The organism is Devosia marina (assembly GCF_009758415.1).
GTDB lineage: Bacteria > Pseudomonadota > Alphaproteobacteria > Rhizobiales > Devosiaceae > Devosia > Devosia marina.
Window position 1 is genome coordinate 19,916 of the sequence record NZ_WQRF01000008.1, and the last position, 16,783, is coordinate 36,698.

Here is a 16,783-nt window from a genome sequence, read left to right on the forward strand (position 1 = left end):
GCGCCGCGACACGATCAAGAGGTGCGTCTGATCAGCTTTCCGAGAACAGGGATCTTCGTCATCCCGAGCATGATGCGCAGCTTGAGTGGCATGACGTAGTCCCGCAGCTTGGAAAAGCCGACCAGATGGGCCTCATAGACCAATTCGCCGCGCTGGTTGACGGCCGTGAGCTGGTTGAACAGCAGGCCCCAGCCGGGAATGGAATTGGATGGACGCTTGTCAGTAACAATCAGCGTATAGGTAACGGTGTCGCCGGGGCGGACTGGCGCCTTGAAATCCATGGCGTTGACGCCGGGGGAGGGGCCGGAGACGCCCGGCTCTTGGCCCAGGCCGCGCAGGCGCTCCTCTTCGGCAAAGAGCGCATCGACCATCTTGCGGTGTCCGACGCTGACCGTGTGCCAGCCCGAGGCGATCAGGCCGCCGAAATGGCTGTGCTTGGCAAGCTCGGGGTCGGTGTGAAAATATTGCGGGTCGTAGAGGGTGGCGAAGCGGATGATTTCTTCGGCGGAGAAGGTGTGATCGCCAAGCGGGAAGGGGTCGTTGAGCGTGATGTCTTCGAACCAGCGGGTCATGCTGCCGCCTCCGGCGTACGGCACTCAACCAGATTGGCCAGCCGCATGGTCAGCACCGGCTTATCCTTCTGGTTGCGGACGTCGAAGTCGAGCGTGACAATGCCCCATTGGGGGTGGCTTTCGGAGCGACGCAACCCGGCAATAGTGACGTTGCCGCCAATGGTGTCGCCGACCATGACCGGCGTCTTCCATTTCAGGTCCCGGAAGCCCAGTCCGCCGCAGGAGGCGATGGTGGAGAGGAAGCTGTCGACCAGCATTCTGAGGCTCAGTGCGCCGGTTTGCCAGCCGCTGGAGGCGAGGCCGCCGAGAAGACTGGCTTTCGCCGCTTCCTCGTCAAGATGAAAAGGAAAGGGGTCGAACTCGCGCGCGAAGTTGATGATCATCTCCTTGGAGACGGTGGTGCGACCCAGATCGATGACTTCGCCCACTGCGAGATCCTCAAAATGACGCCGATCTTTGGTGACAGGATTGGTCATTTACTTGCCCTATACGTCAACTGCGTTTTTGCCACGATATTCCAGGAAGGGCAAGTATCACGGGCTCGCGGACCATTCTCCTGCTGAACGGGGAGAAGGCGGCGCAGAGCTCTGGATGAGGACAGCTTCATCGCCGCTCCTGCACGGTGGCAGTATTCCCCTCTCCAATCCGGCTTTGCCGGTCCGCTTCTCCCCAAGGGGGAGCGGAATAAGAGGGGAAAGATTGACATCGGCGCCGATCCCGCCCAAGTGGAGCGCAAAGATTTCCCGGAGATACCCATGGGCTTCAAGATGGGCATTGTCGGCCTGCCGAATGTCGGCAAGTCGACGCTTTTCAACGCATTGACCCGCACTGCGGCTGCGCAGGCGGCCAATTTCCCATTCTGCACGATCGAACCCAATGTGGGCGAGGTCTCGGTGCCCGATCCGCGGCTGGAAAAGCTGGCGGCTATTGGCAAGTCGGCACAGATTCTGCCGGCGCGCATGAGCTTTGTGGATATTGCGGGCTTGGTGAAGGGCGCTTCGCAGGGCGAAGGGCTGGGCAACCAGTTCCTGGCCAATATCCGCGAGACCGATGCCATTGCCTATGTGCTGCGCTGCTTTGAAGACAGCAATGTCATTCACGTCTCCAACAAGGTCGATCCGCTCGCCGATGCCGAGGTGGTCGAGACCGAATTGATGCTGGCGGATCTGGAGAGCCTGGAAAAGCGCCGCCCCGGTGTAGAAAAGAAGGTCAAGCAGAATGACAAGGAAGCCAAGGTCACGCTGGAGTTGATCGACCGCTCGCTGGCCGTGCTGCGCGAAGGCAAATCAGCCCGGTTCGTCAAGCGCGATCCGGAAGAGGAAAAGGCGTTCACCGAGCTGCAGCTTCTGACCAGCAAGCCGGTGCTCTATGTCTGCAATGTCGATGAAGGTTCGGCAGCGACAGGCAATGAATATTCCAAGAAGGTGGAAGACTATGCCGCCGCCAATGAGGCGGGCGTCGTCATTATCTCGGCCGAGATCGAGAGCCAGCTTGCACAGCTTCCCGATGAGGAGCAGGCGGAATACCTGGAATCGCTCGGGCTCGAGCAGCCCGGTCTCGATCGGCTGATCCGCTCGGCCTACGATCTGCTTCACCTGCAGACCTATTTCACGGTCGGCCCCAAGGAAACGCGCGCCTGGACCATCCATCGCGGTGACAAAGCACCCCAGGCGGCAGGCGTAATCCATACCGATTTTGAGCGCGGCTTCATCCGCGCCCAGACCATTGGCTACGAGGACTTCGTGACCTTGGGTGGCGAAGTGCCGGCCAAGGAAGCGGGCAAGGCGCGCGACGAAGGCAAGGACTATGTCGTCAAGGATGGCGACGTGATGCTGTTCAAGTTCAACGTCTGAGGCGGCTCGTTTCTTAAAAGAGTTGAGGGAAAGCCGGTGGCTGCGAAACGCAGCGCCGGCTTTCCGTTTTTCTGCGTGACCCGGTAGTCGATGAGATTGCCTAGGTGGAAGAGCCACAAACCCTGCCGAGCAGATTTCTTAGAAAACCGGAATAAAGGCATTCCATCCCGGATTGCATCATCGGCGATTGCCGATAGCATTGGGATCAACGCGGCAGGAGGAGCCGCAGGCCGGTCCCGGCCAGTTACGGAGCATCCCCAATGGCAAACCCCAAAATCACCTTTATCGGTGCAGGCTCGTCCGTGTTCATGAAGAACATTGTCGGCGACATTCTGCAACGGCCCGCTTTGGCGGGCGCGGAAATCCGGCTGATGGACATCAACCCGACGCGCCTGGAAGAAAGCGCGATCATTGCCGGCAAGCTGGTCAAGACGCTTGGCGTGCCGGCTACGGTCACCACCTTTTCGAACCAGCGCGAGGCGCTGGATGGCACCAATTTCGTGGTCGTCTGCTTCCAGATCGGGGGCTATGAGCCTTCCACGGTGGTCGATTTCGAGGTGCCCAAGAAATACAATCTGCGCCAGACGATTGCCGATACGCTGGGCGTTGGTGGCATCATGCGCGGGCTGCGGACCGTGCCGCATCTGTGGAGCATTTGCGAGGACATGATGCAGGTCGCGCCCGATGCGGTGATGCTGCAATATGTGAACCCAATGGCCATCAATACCTGGGCGATTGCGGAAAAATATCCGTCCATCAAACAGGTTGGCCTGTGCCACTCGGTGCAGGGCACGGCCATGGAGCTGGCGCACGACCTCGATATTCCCTACGAGGAAATCCGCTACCGCTCGGCGGGTATCAACCACATGGCGTTCTATCTCAAATTCGAGCATCGCCAGCCCGACGGGAGCTACAAGGACCTTTATCCTGAGCTGCATCGCGCCTATCGCGAGGGCCGCGCGCCAAAGCCGGGCTGGAACCCGCGCTGCCCCAATAAGGTGCGCTACGAGATGATGACTCGGTTGGGTTATTTTGTCACCGAAAGCTCGGAGCATTTTGCCGAGTACACCCCCTATTTCATCAAGGAAGGGCGCGAAGACATTATCGAGAAATTCGGCATTCCGCTTGATGAATATCCCAAGCGCTGTATCGAGCAGATTGCGAAGTGGAAGCAGACCAGCGACGACTACAAAAAGGCCGACCGCATCGAGGTCAAGGAGAGCAAGGAATATGCCTCGTCCATCGTCAACTCGGTGTGGACCGGCGAACCCTCGGTGATTTACGGCAATCTGCGCAATAATGGTGTTATTACCTCGCTGCCGAACAATGCGGCGGTGGAAGTGCCGTGCCTGGTGGACGACAACGGTTTGCAGCCGACCTATATCGGCGAATTGCCACCTCAGCTCACGGCGCTGATGCGCACCAATATCAATGTGCAGGAACTGACCGTGCGGGCGCTGGTGGAAGAAAAGCGCGAGCACATCTACCACGCTGCAATGATGGATCCGCACACCGCCGCCGAGCTGGATCTGGACCAGATCTGGAACGTCGTCGACGATCTGATCGAGGCGCATGGCGAATGGCTGCCCGAATGGGCGCGGGGGCCACGCAAGGCGGCCGTGGCGTAGGCGAGGATTGCAGGACTTCAGGCCCCGGTGTGAGCCCGCCGGGGCCTTATTCTGTAAATAGTGTGCCGCATCGGGGCATGCGAACCTGCTACTCGCCCTTGTTTCCGAACAGCTTGCTCAACATGTCGGCCATGGGTCCCGATTTCGGGACCCCGACCTGTGGCTTTGCGGGGCGGGCCTGGCGGATATGGCTCTGCGCCTTGGGGGTGGCGGGCTTGTCGTTTTTCGCCGGCTCGTCGCCTTTCACCGCCAGGGCGAGCTTGTTCATGAAGCCGCTGTCGTCACCACTGAGGAGCAGCGGTGCCTGGCGGGCGATTTCGTCGAGCAAAGGCGTGAGCCAGGCCTGGTCGGCCTTGGCGAAATCTCCCAGAACATGGTGGGTGACGAATTCCTTGCCCGGATGACCGATGCCGAGGCGAACGCGCTTGTAGTTGAGACCGATCTGTGGATCGATGGAGCGCAGGCCGTTATGGCCGCCATTGCCGCCGCCGACCTTCACGCGGACCTTGCCGGGGGCAAGATCGAGCTCGTCGTAGAAAACGATGATGTCGGCGGGGTCGATCTTGTAGAAGCGGGCGGCCTGCTGGACGCTGTCACCGGACTTGTTCATGAAAGTCTGGGGCTTGAGGAGCAATGCCCGATCCCCGCCGATGCTAGCTTCCGCGATGAGGCCGGCATGCTTGGATTTCCAATTGGACACGCCATTGGCCGCGGCAATGGCGTCAATGGCCATAAAGCCGATATTGTGGCGGTTGCCCGCATATTGGGCGCCGGGATTGCCAAGTCCAACAAGTAATTTCATCAAACCAGCCTTTGCAAATGAATGAGGCGGCCATAGGCCGCCTCACACGTTTCGTCGCTGAATTGGGGATTACTCCTCGTCAGCGGTTTCTTCTGCCTCGGCGCCGCCATCGGCGGCTTCGGCGGACTTGAGGCCCGACGGCGCAACGACGGTGGCAATGGTGAAGTCACGATCGGTGATCGTGGGCTTGACGCCCTTGGGCAGGGTGACAGCCGAAATGTGGATCGAGTCACCAATCTCGGTCCCGGAGAGGTCGACAGTGACGGCCTCAGGGATGGCATTGGCGGGAGCGATCAGTTCAACAGTGTGGCGCACAACGTTGAGGGTGCCGCCGCGCTTGAGGCCGGGGCTCTTCTCTTCGTTGATGAACTCGACATGCACTTCCACAGTGATCGTGGAGTTGCCCGAAACGCGCAGGAAGTCGATGTGGACCGGCTGGTCCATGACGACGTCGAGCTGGTAGTCGCGCGGGATCACCTTGTGGATGGTGCCGTCGACATCGAGATCGAGAATGTGCGACTTGAAGCCGCCCGAGTAGATGGACTTCAGCGCATCCTTGAATGCGACGGAAACAGTGACGGGGGGCTTCTTGTCACCATAAATAACAGCGGGAACACGTCCCTGACGGCGCAGTTCACGAGCGGCCCCCTTGCCCACTCCCTCACGCGCCTGTGCCTTGAGCACCTTGTTGGCAGCCATGGAAATCATCCATTCTGGGTTGGTGTATGTCATTCCTACAACAACATACGCGCCCGTCCTCCAGGGGTGACGAGCGCTTCATGGCGCTGGGCTATAGAGGATTAGGGGGCACTGGGCAATAGATTCCCGCAGTCTGCAGTCCTTTATGGGCTCGGCATGGGCAGACAGGGCATGATCTCCACGCCCGTTCCCGGAAAGATTGTGAAATGGGGATGGTTCCTGAACATTCGTGCCGCGTCATCGTGCGTGTCGGCCTCGACGATGACATAGGCGGCGACGGCGTTGCGGGTGGGAGCTATACCCTCTGGCGAAGCCAGCAGCGTCTTGCCGAGCGGCGCGCCCATATCGACGATGACGTGGCGGTGCCGCTCGACCCATTGTCCCCATTCGGTCATGGCGCGTTGACTGCGCTCGGTCTTTTCGGCCTCTGGAAGGTTGTCCCAGGCCTTCTGCACTTCGGAATTCTGCGTGCCCATATAGAGAGCGAGAAAACGCGGCATGGTCGGCTCCTCCTGTGCTGGTGAGCACAGGATAACGCCAGATGGGTGCGGGGGGATAGGATTTGTGAACGCGACGCTAGTCGAAGAGGCTCGAGACGCTTTGCTCGCTGGCGGTGCGGGCGATGGCCTCGCCGATCAGGGCATCGATCGACATCCGCCGGATATTGGCTGCGGCCTTGGTCGCATCGGTCTCCAGGATGGAATCGGTGACCACCAGTTCCTTGAGCTTGGAGGCAGCGATGCGTTCGGCAGCACCTTCGGAGAGCACGCCGTGGGTGATATAGGCGGAGACTTCCTTGGCACCGGCCTTGAGCAGGGCCTCGGCCGCATTGACCAGGGTGCCGCCGGAATCGACGATGTCGTCGATCATGATGCAGGTGCGGCCTTCGACTTCCCCGATGATGTTCATCACCTCGGACACGCCGGCGCGGGGGCGGCGCTTGTCGACGATGGCGAGGCTTGCGCCGATACGGCTGGCAACATTGCGGGCGCGGACCACGCCGCCGACGTCGGGCGAAACGACCATGACGTTCTTGACGTCATAATTGTCGCGGATATCGCGCACCATGACGGGGGCAGCGGTCAGGTTGTCGGTGGGGATATCGAAGAAGCCCTGGATCTGGGCAGCGTGCAGATCGAGCGTCAGGACGCGGTTGGCGCCGGCTTCGGTGATCAGATTGGAGACCAGCTTGGCCGATATCGGCGTGCGGGGGGCTGATTTGCGATCCTGCCGGGCGTAGCCGAAATAGGGCAGGACGGCGGTAATGCGGCGGGCGGAGGAGCGGCGCAGCGCATCGGCGATGATGAGCAGCTCCATCAGATTGTCATTGGCCGGGTAGCTGGTCGACTGGAGGATGAAGACATCCTCGCCGCGGACATTCTCGTGCACCTCGACATAGACTTCCTTGTCGGCGAAGCGTTTCACCGTGCAGTCGGTCAGGGGAAGTTCGAGGTAGCTGGCGACGGCCTGGGCCAGAGGTCGGTTGGAATTGCCGGTCACCAGCTTCATGGACGCGATCCTGTCTCAACCGGTCCCGCAGGGAATGGGACCTTCCAGTTTCGCGGGCAGCTTTAGCGGCAAGTGTCCGGCGTGACAACGGCACTTTGGGCTTAGCGGTAAATAAACCTCATGTCATTGCGATGACAGCGATCTGGCGGCCGGTCTTGGTCTGCTGGTGGGTGGCATAGCGATGGGAGAAGTAGCGCTCCGGGGCGGCGTAGGTGCAAATGCCAAGGTTCTCGACCGTGGCGATGCCGGCCGCGCGCAATTGGGCTTCAACAAAACCGGGCAAGTCGAAATGCGGCTTGCCGCCTGCGGGCGTGGTGAAGAAGGGCTCGCCTTCGGGGCTGATGGCGAGCAGGTCGGCCCGGAACCGGTCGCCCACTTCATAATTGGGGCCGGAAATAGTGGGGCCGATGGCGGTGCGGAGGCGGGCCGGGTCGGCGCCCAGGGCCACCATGGCGGCGATAGTGTTGAGGGCAATGCCTTCGGCCGCACCGCGCCAGCCGGCATGGGCGGCGCCGATGACACCGGCCTCGGGGTCGGCAAACAGGATTGGTGTGCAATCGGCGGTGAGAATGCCCAGGGCCAGGCCCGGTGTGGCGGTGACCAGGGCGTCGGCGTCGACGCTGCCGGGGGCCATGGGGCCGGTGAGGGTCTGGACGCGGGTGGAGTGGGTTTGCTTGAGGATATTGAGCGGACCGAGGCCGATGGTGTCGGCGACGATCTGGCGATTGGCCTCGACACGGGCCGGTTCGTCACCCATGGCGAGCGAGACATTGAGGCCGGCATGTTCGCCAGTGGAAACGCCACCGGCCCGACCGAAAAAACCGTGGCGGATCGTCGGGATGGCGGCAAGGGCCGGGGCCTGTTCGTGCGGGGCGGTCATGCAGCAAAGCCGGGTGGTTGCAGGCCGGGGCTGTGGGCGCAGAACACCTTGAACAGCTTGCCCATCTGGTCGGGTCCGACCAGCCGGTCATGGGCGGTGCGGATATCGTTGGCTGAGCCAGGATTGGCGCCGGAAAGGGCTGCGGCGCGCTCGCCGATGCCGAGACGGGTCAGGAATTCGCCCTGATTGGCCAGTGGCTGGGTGGCGAGGCCGGCGGCGCGGGCGACATTGCCCAGGGCGCCGAAATCGACATGGGCGGAAATGTCGGTTTCGCCGGGGGCTTCGAGCACATCGGCATAAGCGTGGCGGCGGACGGCCTGGAGGGTGTCGCCGGTTTGCGTCGTGCCGTAGCCATAGTCGATGGCGAGGAGGGCGCCGCCCTGCTGGGCGATCACCTTGCCCAGGCGGGTGAGGACTTCGGCTGCGGCAAAGCAGACCTCGAGCATGGTGTCGGGCGCGGCATTGGCCACCGCATCAGGCATGGAGGCGGGCGGAATGGGTGTGGGCGAGAGACCAAAGGCGCGCTTGCCGTCCACAAGGCCGATCTGGCGCTCATGCCAGCCTTTTTCCTTGCGGACGAACTGTCGGATGGGCAGGGCGTCGAAGAATTCATTGGCGACGATGAGTACCGAACCGTCGTCAAAGCTCTCGAAATCCTGCAGCCATTTGGGGTCATAGACTTCGAGCCTGGCCTTTTGCTCGGCCATCAGCACCGGGCTGGTTTCGAACAGGCGGAGGTTCAGGGCATCGCGGAAGCCGGGGGCGCGGCAGGCGACGCGCAGGATATCGGCCATCAGCGTGCCGCGGCCGGGGCCGAGTTCGAGCAGGGTGAAGCTTTTGGGCTCGTCCATCTGCTGCCAGAGATTGACCAGCCAGAAGCCGATCAGCTCGCCGAACATCTGGGAAATTTCCGGCGCGGTGACGAAATCGCCCTTGGCGCCGAGCGGTTCGGCAGCGCGGTAATAGCCTTTGGACGGATGGGTGAGGCAGAGGCCCATATAGGTGGCAACCGAGATCGGGCCGGAGGTGGCGATCTGCAAATCGATCTGCTGTTCCAGCGTCAGGCTGTCGAGCTTGGTTTGGGTGGGTTTTTCAATCATGGACGCAACGGGTTTTCGCGGCGGGTGGCCGCATAGATGACAAGGATCAGGCCGCCCAAGAGAATGGGGAGGCTGAGCACCTGGCCCATGGTGAGCCAGCCGCCATAGAGATAGCCAAGCTGCGCATCGGGCAGGCGGACGAATTCGACGGCAATACGCGAGAGCGCGTAGCCGATGGCGAAGATGCCGGCGACCAGACCGGGCTTCCTGAGCGCGTAGAACACATGGGTAGCGACGCGAATGACGAGGAAGAGCAAGAGGCCTTCGAGCGCGGCTTCGTAGAGCTGGCTGGGATGGCGGGCCAATTGCAGCGGATCGGTGGGGAAGACGACGCCCCAGGGCGCGGTGGTGGGGGCGCCATAGAGCTCGGCATTGATGAAATTGGCCAGGCGCCCGAGCAGAATTCCGATGGTGGCGACGGCGCCGAGCAGGTCAAGGCTGGAGAGCCAGTTGCCGCCCTTTGAGCGGGTAAACAGGATCGCCGCCAGCATCAGGCCGAGCATGCCGCCATGATAGGACATGCCGCCATCGAGCGTGTTGATGATCTGGGCTGGATTTTCCAGGTAATAGGGCAGGTTGTAGAACAGCACATAGCCCACGCGCCCGCCAATGACGATGGCGAGCATGGCCCAGAAGGCGAAATCCCAGATCTCGCCGGCCTTGAAGGGCGGCGCGCCGCGATGCCAGAGGCGCTGATTGCGCAACAACAGATAGCCATAGCCGGCGCCCAGAATGACCCCGAACAGATAAGCCAGCGCATACCAGCGAATGGCGATGGGGCCGATGGCAATGGCAATGGGGTCGATATTGGGGAAGGGCAAGGCTCTGTCTCCGTGAGGCCGACCGGCATGCCGTTCGATTATGGCAGCACCGTGAGTGCCGTAACCCGATGCGGGCGGCGGTTCAAGGCGCGTCTGGGCGGAGGGGGTGCGCTGATGGACGGGCGGGGCGTTGTGAAGGTCCCGAACGTCCGAAGGTCTCACAAGCTCCCACCGCCCCAACCTACCCCTCCTCCTTCTTCAGGGGGAGGCCGGTGGGGGTGCTCTTGCGCAAACACGATGCTAGTCTTGGCTGAGGAGCACCCATGGTCGATCCTGTCACATTCGCCCGCAAGCTGCGGCAGGAGCAGACCCAGCCGGAGCGCCGCTTCTGGAAGCTGATCCGGGCCTGGCGCGACGCGGGCCTCCACTTGCGACGGCAGGCGCCCATCGGTCCCTATGTCGTGGACTTTGTCTGCAAGAGCCGAAAGCTCATCGTCGAAATCGACGGCGACACGCATTATTCCGGAGCCGGTGTGACGCATGACGCGCAGCGGACGGCATTCCTCGAACGGCGCGGGTATCGCGTGCTGCGGTTCACCAATGAGGATCTCATGCGGCGCGGAGAGGGTGTGTTTGTTTCGCTGACGGAAATTCTCGGTGAGCCGGGGGCTGAAGAGCCTTAGTGGATACCCCCACCTAGCCTCCCCCTGATGAGGGGGAGGGACGCATCGAGTTTGAGGGGGATTCGTGAAGGACAGTCGTGCCTAGGGGCGCGTCAAGCAGTTTGACTGCTCGGCGGCGAAAGCGTTGAAGACCGGCTCTCTACCTGGCCTAGTCTCAATCTGCAGGCCAGACATAATGCTGCAGCCATTGTCGCTGCGCGCAAGCGGCCCTACCCCAAGGTTCGTTGAGAAGATGGGATCAGGGTTTCTTTCCTCATGGGTTCCATCAGCAACCAGCAACTGTCGTTCCTCTTTGAACGCGGACACAAAGTCCGCCTCTTCGACCGACGTCACGGGTGGAACGTTGAGACCTAATCGGACGTCGCACCTACGTCGCTTGTCGTCGTATTCCCCTTCCACCAAGACAAACGAAGAATTGGGTAGCTGCCAGCTTTGCTCGTGCACCTCATGACCAGGCATCAATGGTGCATCCAAGCCCTCTACGTTAACAGGAGCAACGCGCATGATCGAAGGTCCGAGGTCGGTTAGCCCTTGGGTGTTCAGCCTTTCGCTCTGCTCAATGGCGATGCGACAGCGCGTCCAGAGTTGCCGCCACGCTTCTACATCCAGTTCGCCCGCCCGGGCTTCTGATGCAAGGCAGATAGCGATCGTCATCAGACAGAGGGAAGAAAAGCGCACCTGTACCTCAAAGTGGAACCACAAGAGAACCTTGACCTCTTGTAAAATCCTAAAACCCGCTAGGGCCAAAAGCTGCCTGTCTCCTTACCACCCCAATCCTCCCCGCACCAATCCGCCGCACTGGTCATTGCCCCGCCCATCGCTTACATATCGGGGAACAGGAATTTTCCACGACACGGAGCCGTGCCATGAACCAGAACAACAAGATTTTTGACGGGTTGGGCCGGGTGATGAATGAGGCGGCCGGGGTGGCTGATGGGGTGCGGCGGGAGGTGGAAACCGTCGTGAAGGCCCAGGCGACGCGGATCGTCAATGACATGGACCTGGTCAAGCGTGAGGATTTCGACGCGCTGCGCGAGCTGGTGCAGGTGCAGGGCGAGGAAATCGAGGCGCTGCGCAAGGAGCTGGCGGCCCTGCGCGGCGACAAGCCGGCCAGCTAGGCGGGCCAGGCGATGCGGATCGCGGTTCTCTCCGATATTCATGGCAATGTGCCGGCGCTGGACGCGGTGCTGGAGGATATCGAGCGGCATGGGGTCGAGGCGATTGTGTGCCTGGGCGACCATGTGAGTGGACCGATCGATCCGGCCGGGGCGGCCGAGCGGGTGATGGCGCTGGACGCCACTGCCATTCGCGGCAATCACGATCGCTGGGTGGTGGACCCCTCGCTGCGGCACGAGCCTTGGTCGGTGGATGAATATGCGCGGGCGCAATTGAGCGCGCACCAGATGGGGTGGCTGGCGAGCCTGCCGGCGACAGCCAAGCTGGGCGATGCGGTGTTCCTGTGCCACGGCACGCCGAGCAGTGACGAAAAGCCCTGGCTCGACAATTTCTTTGATGGGCGGAACACGGTGCTGCCCTCGGAGGCCGAGGTGGAGCGCGAGGCCGTGGGGCTCGACCAGCCGGTGATCCTGTGCGGGCATACCCATATTGCGCGCACGCTGCGCCTGAGCGACGGGCGCTTGCTGGTCAATCCCGGTTCGGTCGGGATGCAGATGGTGCGCGGTTCGCCCGACGCGCATTATGCCATTGTCGAGCGGCGGCTGGGCAAATGGCAGACGGCGCTGATTTCGGTGCCCTATGATACCGAGGCCGCCGCGCGGCTGGCCAAGGAAAACGGATTTGCCGATTGGGGCGATGCGATCCGCTTCGGTTGGGTCGGGCCGGAGAGCCTGGGGTAGGCGGGCTCCGAGATATCGCTTAAGCGCGAAGCGCAGGGGCGGCGCCGCCATTCGAGCCTAGCTCTCATGGCCTTCTTCTTTAAAATCTCCCCACAGGGGAGATTTTGCCTGCGGCACGAGTCGAAGTGTGCAAAAGCACCGTTTCGAGACAGGCTGGCCGGGCGCTTTAACGGCTCGTTAACCATGGCGGCCCAATCATCATCCACAAGAGAATGGTGTTCTCCGATCCCGTCGCGTCCCCTGAATCAGAGACGCAGTGTAGGGTTCAGACATGGAGGACGATTCTTGAGGCCGTCGCGTTGGCGGTGTTGTTCTCCAAGCGTACCCCTAGAGTGGTGGCCCCAAGGGCTGCGTGGACGAAAACGCCTTCCAAGGACGGACGATCTATATGTCCCTGATTGAATATGAGCCCGACCGCGTCTCCCATCCGGTGGACCTTGTCGAGCACATCGCCTCGATCAACGACTGGAATTTCGAGCGGCAGGATGCCGACGAGATTTCCATTTCCGTGCGCGGGGGGTGGAGCGATTATCACGTCTCGTTCAACTGGATGGAAGATCTGGAAAGCCTGCATATCGCCTGCGCTTTCGATCTGAAGGCACCTGAGGGGCGGCGGGCCGAAATCAAGCAGTTGATCAGCCTGATCAACGAGCAGCTCTGGATCGGGCATTTCGACATCTGGAACAAGGAAGGCGTGGTCCTGTTCCGCAATTCGCACCTGCTCACGGGCGGGGCCGATGTTTCGCCGCAACAATGCGAGGCCCTGCTGCGTTCTGCTACTGATAGTTGCGATCTCTACTATCAAGCGTTTCAGTTCGTCGTCTGGGCCGGCAAGTCGGCCGCCGATGCACTGAGCCATGTGATGTTCGAGACAGTAGGCGAAGCATAATGAGTGCACATTTGCGGACTTTGGGTCCCGTCATGCTGGTTGGCGCCGGCAAGATGGGCATGGCGCTGGCGCGCGGCTGGCTCGATGCCGGGCTGCCGGGTAGCAATCTGGTGCTGGTCGATCCAGCGCCGAGCGATGCGGCCAAGGCCCTGGCGGCCGATTATGAGCTGACGATTCATGCCGAGGCGGTCGGGCTGGACCCCAATGTGCTGGTGCTGGCGGTCAAGCCGCAGATCATCGGCGATGTGATGGAGGGGCTCAAGCAAGCCGTCGGCCCGCAGACGCTGGTGCTTTCTATTGCCGCCGGGATTTCCATTGCGACGCTGTCGGCGGGGCTGGATACCGGGCGGGTGGTGCGCACCATGCCCAATACGCCGGCGCAGATCGGCAAGGGCGTGACCGGCGCCGTGGCCGGCCCGGATGTGGGCACTGACGACCGGGCGGCGACCGATGCGCTGCTCTCGGCGGCGGGGCAGGTGGCTTGGTTCGACGCCGAAAGCGATCTCGATGCGGTCACGGCGGTGTCCGGCTCGGGCCCGGCCTATGTGTTCAACCTGGTCGAAGCGCTGGCGGCGGCCGGGGTCAAGCAAGGCCTGCCGGATCACGTGGCGATGCAATTGGCGCGGCAGACGGTGATCGGCGCGGCGGCGCTGATGGAGGCCGATCCGGCCCCGGCGGGCGTGCTGCGGCAGAACGTGACCTCGCCCAATGGCACGACGGCGGCGGCGCTGGCCGTGCTGATGGCCGATGACGGGCTGACACCGCTGATGGAACGGGCCGTGAATGCCGCCCGCAAGCGCAGCGAAGAGCTGGGGCGCGGCTGACGCCTGAGTTCAGAGTTTGCTGGTGAGGTTGAGCCGGTCGAGCACGGCGCGGTCGGTGGGATCGACCATGCCGACGAGAAAGCGGCGGACCATGTTGGCGGCTTCGGGGGGCAGGGCGTCGATCGAGGCGTCGATGCGGCTGGCCTGGGTTTCGGACAGTTTGGCGAAGAATTCGCGGCCCTTGTCGGTCGCGTAGAGTAGGCGCTGGCGCCGGTCAGCATGGCCGGTGCGCTGTTCGACATAGCCATTGTCGATCAGTTGGCGCAGCACCCGGGCCAGGCTCTGCTTGGTGATTTTCAGGATGTCGAGCAGATCGGCCACCGGCATGCCGGGGCGCAGATTGACGAAATAAAGCACGCGGTGGTGCGCGCGGCCAAAACCCTGACGTTCGAGCAGGGCATCGGCGTCGCCGGTGAAGTCGCGATAGGCAAAGAAAAACAGCCCCATGATGTCGAGCGGCAGGTGTGCCTGATCGGCCAGAGAATTTATGTCAGCCTTGTTGACATTTTTTCGATCCGCTGGCATTGTTCCTCCATCGGCACCACAGCTTTGACTTATTCCAGAGCCGTTCCGGTTTGCCAAGGGTTTGACCCTGATGCATGATTGAGCAAAAGGCCCGTTCGGCAAGAACGGCGCGAGACATAATTTTCGGAGAGGAACAATGGCAGGCCTGCCTATGGACCAGCGTGATGGCTGGATCTGGTTTGATGGCGAACTCAAACCCTGGAAGGACGCGAAGGTGCACGTGCTGACGCATGGCCTGCACTATGCCAGCTCCGTATTCGAAGGCGAGCGCGCCTATGGTGGGGAAATCTTCAAGTCGCGCGAGCACACCGAACGTCTGATCCGGTCGGCCGCTACGCTGGACATGAAACCTTTCCCCTATTCGGTCGACGAGATCGAGGCGGCCAAGCAGCTCGTCTTGGAAAAGAACAATCTGGTCGACGCCTATGTGCGGCCTGTAGTCTGGCGCGGCTCGGAAGAGCTCAGCGTGCCGGCACGCAAAAACAAGATCCATGTGGCGATCGCGGCATGGGTGTGGCCGAGCTATTTCTCGGTCGAGGAAAAGCTCAAGGGCATTCGCCTGGAGTGGAGCAAGTGGAAACGCCCGAGCCCGGAGACCATTCCGTCTTCGGCCAAGGCGGCGGGTCTGTACATGATCTGCACGCTGAGCAAAGACGCGGCCATGGCCAATGGCTATGCCGACGCGCTGATGCTGGACTATCGCGGCTATGTGGCGGAAGCCACGGGCGCCAACGTGTTCTTCATCAAGGGCAAGGAAATCACCACGCCGACGCCGGACTGTTTCCTGAACGGCATCACCCGGCAGACGCTGATTTCCCTGGCCAAGGAAAACGGGTTCACGGTGACCGAGCGGCACATCATGCCCGAGGAATTGAGCCAGTTCGACGAGTGTTTCCTGACCGGGACGGCGGCGGAAGTGACGCCGGTTTCGGAAATCGGAGAGTTCAAGTTTACGCCGGGCGAGGCGTGCCGCACACTGATCGATGCCTATGCCCGGGCCGTGCAGCCGAAGAAGGCCGCAGCGGCGGAGTAGGCCAGGCTCCCCCCAAGATGAACAAGAAGACGCCCGCCATTCAGGCGGGCGTTTTGCTTTCCTGTTGAATAGATGGCACGCCGAACACGGTTTCGCGCACCAGGCCCGTGGTGTAGCCGCGGGTGTTGTGGGCGCGGGCGGCGTAGTCGGGGTCGGCCATGAGGGCGGCGTGCAATTGGGGCAGATTGTAGAACGGTACGCTGGGATAGAGGTGGTGTTCCAGATGGTAATTGACATTGTGGGGGGCAAAGAAGGCCCGCTCCCAGAAATAGGGCAGAACCGAACGGGTGCCGCCCAATTCGTGACTATAATCCATTGAGCCGAAATGCTCGGCCACGCTGCGCACATGCATCAGCAGGAAGAAGGCAGTGAAATAGGGCACGAACCAATAGAGCAGCACGTCGATCCAGATGCCCAGCCAGGTGAACAGTATGGCGAAGGCAATATAGAAGCCGAGCCGCGCGAGCCGATAGGCAAGGGGTGGCTTTTCGGCGGCCTTGAGGCGGTGCAGCATGCCGAAAATGTCGATGATCGAGCCCACGACCACCAGATAACTCAACAGGTCCAGCGCCCCTTCCTGCCAGGCCTTGGGGAAGGTGAAGCGCCGATTGCCCAGCTTGAACACCCAGTCGGGGTCCTTGTCGGTGTTTGTATAGCGGTGGTGTGCGAGGTGGTTGTTGCGATAGCTGGCCACGGTGGTCAGGATCGGCCAAGCCAATAGCAGATCGCAGATCCAGTCGCTGAGTGCCTTGTTGCCGGACATGAAGCGGTAATGGGCGAAATCATGCAGCAACACGCCAAAGCCATGCATGCGGCCGCCAATGATGGCCACAGCGATGAGATAGACCAACGGATCCTGCGCCCATTGCGAGACGGCGATGGCGGCAAAAATGACGCCCCAATCGAACAGGACCGCAAGGGCCGTGCGCCAGGTCTGCAGCACGGACAGGCGCTTGACCGTGGCGGCGTCAATATAGGCTTGCGACGACATGATTGGCCTCCCTCATGTCTATTGCAGTTCAGCGTTTACCTGAAACGCTGACCTGCCCTAAGTCCTTGTTTGGGCACGCTTCCGAACCGCAAAACCGGCTCCACTTTGGCTGGAAACGCTCCATGGTTAATGGGAGGTTAACACAGGATTTGAGGCTGGAACGATTCCGTTGGAAATT

General features: G+C 61.6%; 20 protein-coding genes. 8 read left to right on the top strand and 12 right to left on the bottom strand.

Annotation, left to right across the window (positions count from 1 at the left end; genetic code table 11):
- Positions 1-14: 14 nt before the first annotated feature.
- Positions 15-572 carry a MaoC family dehydratase gene (locus GO014_RS16475; protein ID WP_157291446.1) on the bottom strand — a complete coding sequence of 186 codons (558 nt, stop codon included), beginning with the start codon at positions 570-572 and terminating at the stop codon, positions 15-17.
- Positions 569-1,048 (bottom strand): MaoC family dehydratase, encoded by a 480-nt coding sequence (locus GO014_RS16480; protein ID WP_157291447.1) that lies wholly within the window; start codon positions 1,046-1,048, stop codon positions 569-571. The genes GO014_RS16475 and GO014_RS16480 overlap by 4 nt, the downstream gene beginning before the upstream one ends.
- A 279-nt stretch (positions 1,049-1,327) precedes the next feature.
- On the opposite strand from GO014_RS16480, the gene ychF reads away from it, so the two are divergent.
- Together ychF and melA are read left to right on the top strand one after the other, a co-directional pair.
- On the top strand, positions 1,328-2,425 hold the full coding sequence (gene ychF / locus GO014_RS16485; RefSeq protein ID WP_157291448.1) for a redox-regulated ATPase YchF: 1,098 nt from the start codon (positions 1,328-1,330) through the stop codon (positions 2,423-2,425).
- A gap of 260 nt (positions 2,426-2,685) precedes the next feature.
- A complete protein-coding gene (gene melA / locus GO014_RS16490; protein WP_157291449.1) occupies positions 2,686-4,053 on the top strand; it encodes an alpha-glucosidase/alpha-galactosidase in 1,368 nt (455 codons plus the stop codon).
- Positions 4,054-4,141: 88 nt separating this feature from the next.
- On the opposite strand, the gene pth is transcribed toward melA, so the two are convergent.
- The 7 genes from pth to lgt all read right to left on the bottom strand — a co-directional run bounded on the left by pth (position 4,142) and on the right by lgt (position 9,864).
- Entirely contained in the window at positions 4,142-4,855 is a 714-nt protein-coding gene (gene pth, locus GO014_RS16495) for an aminoacyl-tRNA hydrolase (protein WP_157291450.1), read from the bottom strand.
- A 69-nt stretch (positions 4,856-4,924) separates the two neighbouring features.
- A complete protein-coding gene (locus tag GO014_RS16500; protein ID WP_157291451.1) occupies positions 4,925-5,554 on the bottom strand; it encodes a 50S ribosomal protein L25/general stress protein Ctc in 630 nt (209 codons plus the stop codon).
- A 143-nt stretch (positions 5,555-5,697) separates the two neighbouring features.
- Positions 5,698-6,054, bottom strand: coding sequence for a YciI family protein (locus GO014_RS16505; protein WP_157291452.1), 357 nt, complete (start codon positions 6,052-6,054; stop codon positions 5,698-5,700).
- Positions 6,055-6,130: 76 nt separating this feature from the next.
- Positions 6,131-7,063, bottom strand: coding sequence for a ribose-phosphate pyrophosphokinase (locus tag GO014_RS16510; RefSeq protein ID WP_116588991.1), 933 nt, complete (start codon positions 7,061-7,063; stop codon positions 6,131-6,133).
- A 118-nt stretch (positions 7,064-7,181) separates the two neighbouring features.
- Positions 7,182-7,943 carry a peptidoglycan editing factor PgeF gene (gene pgeF, locus GO014_RS16515; protein WP_157291453.1) on the bottom strand — a complete coding sequence of 254 codons (762 nt, stop codon included), beginning with the start codon at positions 7,941-7,943 and terminating at the stop codon, positions 7,182-7,184.
- Positions 7,940-9,043, bottom strand: coding sequence for a class I SAM-dependent methyltransferase (locus GO014_RS16520; protein ID WP_157291454.1), 1,104 nt, complete (start codon positions 9,041-9,043; stop codon positions 7,940-7,942). Before GO014_RS16520 ends, pgeF begins: the two co-directional genes overlap by 4 nt.
- Positions 9,040-9,864 carry a prolipoprotein diacylglyceryl transferase gene (gene lgt / locus GO014_RS16525; protein WP_157291455.1) on the bottom strand — a complete coding sequence of 275 codons (825 nt, stop codon included), beginning with the start codon at positions 9,862-9,864 and terminating at the stop codon, positions 9,040-9,042. The genes GO014_RS16520 and lgt overlap by 4 nt, the downstream gene beginning before the upstream one ends.
- Before the next feature lie 263 nt (positions 9,865-10,127).
- Between lgt and GO014_RS16530 the strand changes: the two genes are divergently transcribed.
- Positions 10,128-10,487: an endonuclease domain-containing protein gene (locus GO014_RS16530; RefSeq protein ID WP_210252470.1), complete on the top strand. Its 360-nt coding sequence runs from the start codon at positions 10,128-10,130 to the stop codon at positions 10,485-10,487.
- A gap of 81 nt (positions 10,488-10,568) precedes the next feature.
- Here the strand turns inward: GO014_RS16530 and GO014_RS16535 are convergent, their stop codons facing one another.
- Positions 10,569-11,234 (bottom strand): hypothetical protein, encoded by a 666-nt coding sequence (locus GO014_RS16535; RefSeq protein WP_157291456.1) that lies wholly within the window; start codon positions 11,232-11,234, stop codon positions 10,569-10,571.
- Between the two features lie 119 nt (positions 11,235-11,353).
- On the opposite strand from GO014_RS16535, the gene GO014_RS16540 reads away from it, so the two are divergent.
- From GO014_RS16540 to proC, 4 genes are all read left to right on the top strand, one after another.
- Positions 11,354-11,605 carry an accessory factor UbiK family protein gene (locus tag GO014_RS16540; protein ID WP_116588996.1) on the top strand — a complete coding sequence of 84 codons (252 nt, stop codon included), beginning with the start codon at positions 11,354-11,356 and terminating at the stop codon, positions 11,603-11,605.
- A 12-nt stretch (positions 11,606-11,617) separates the two neighbouring features.
- Positions 11,618-12,343 (top strand): metallophosphoesterase family protein, encoded by a 726-nt coding sequence (locus GO014_RS16545; protein WP_157291457.1) that lies wholly within the window; start codon positions 11,618-11,620, stop codon positions 12,341-12,343.
- A 388-nt stretch (positions 12,344-12,731) separates the two neighbouring features.
- Positions 12,732-13,232, top strand: coding sequence for a type III secretion system chaperone family protein (locus GO014_RS16550; RefSeq protein ID WP_104893634.1), 501 nt, complete (start codon positions 12,732-12,734; stop codon positions 13,230-13,232).
- On the top strand, positions 13,232-14,056 hold the full coding sequence (proC, locus tag GO014_RS16555) for a pyrroline-5-carboxylate reductase (protein WP_157291458.1): 825 nt from the start codon (positions 13,232-13,234) through the stop codon (positions 14,054-14,056). The genes GO014_RS16550 and proC overlap by 1 nt, the downstream gene beginning before the upstream one ends.
- Positions 14,057-14,065: 9 nt before the next feature.
- On the opposite strand, the gene GO014_RS16560 is transcribed toward proC, so the two are convergent.
- The gene (locus GO014_RS16560) at positions 14,066-14,581 is read right to left on the bottom strand and encodes a MarR family winged helix-turn-helix transcriptional regulator (protein ID WP_246204695.1); all 516 of its coding nucleotides are present in this window, start codon (positions 14,579-14,581) and stop codon (positions 14,066-14,068) included.
- Positions 14,582-14,717: 136 nt separating this feature from the next.
- On the opposite strand from GO014_RS16560, the gene GO014_RS16565 reads away from it, so the two are divergent.
- Positions 14,718-15,614 carry a branched-chain amino acid aminotransferase gene (locus tag GO014_RS16565; RefSeq protein WP_157291459.1) on the top strand — a complete coding sequence of 299 codons (897 nt, stop codon included), beginning with the start codon at positions 14,718-14,720 and terminating at the stop codon, positions 15,612-15,614.
- Between the two features lie 40 nt (positions 15,615-15,654).
- Here GO014_RS16565 and GO014_RS16570 read toward each other — a convergent pair whose 3' ends face one another.
- A complete protein-coding gene (locus GO014_RS16570; RefSeq protein WP_157291460.1) occupies positions 15,655-16,605 on the bottom strand; it encodes a fatty acid desaturase family protein in 951 nt (316 codons plus the stop codon).
- Between the last annotated feature and the right edge of the window lie 178 nt (positions 16,606-16,783).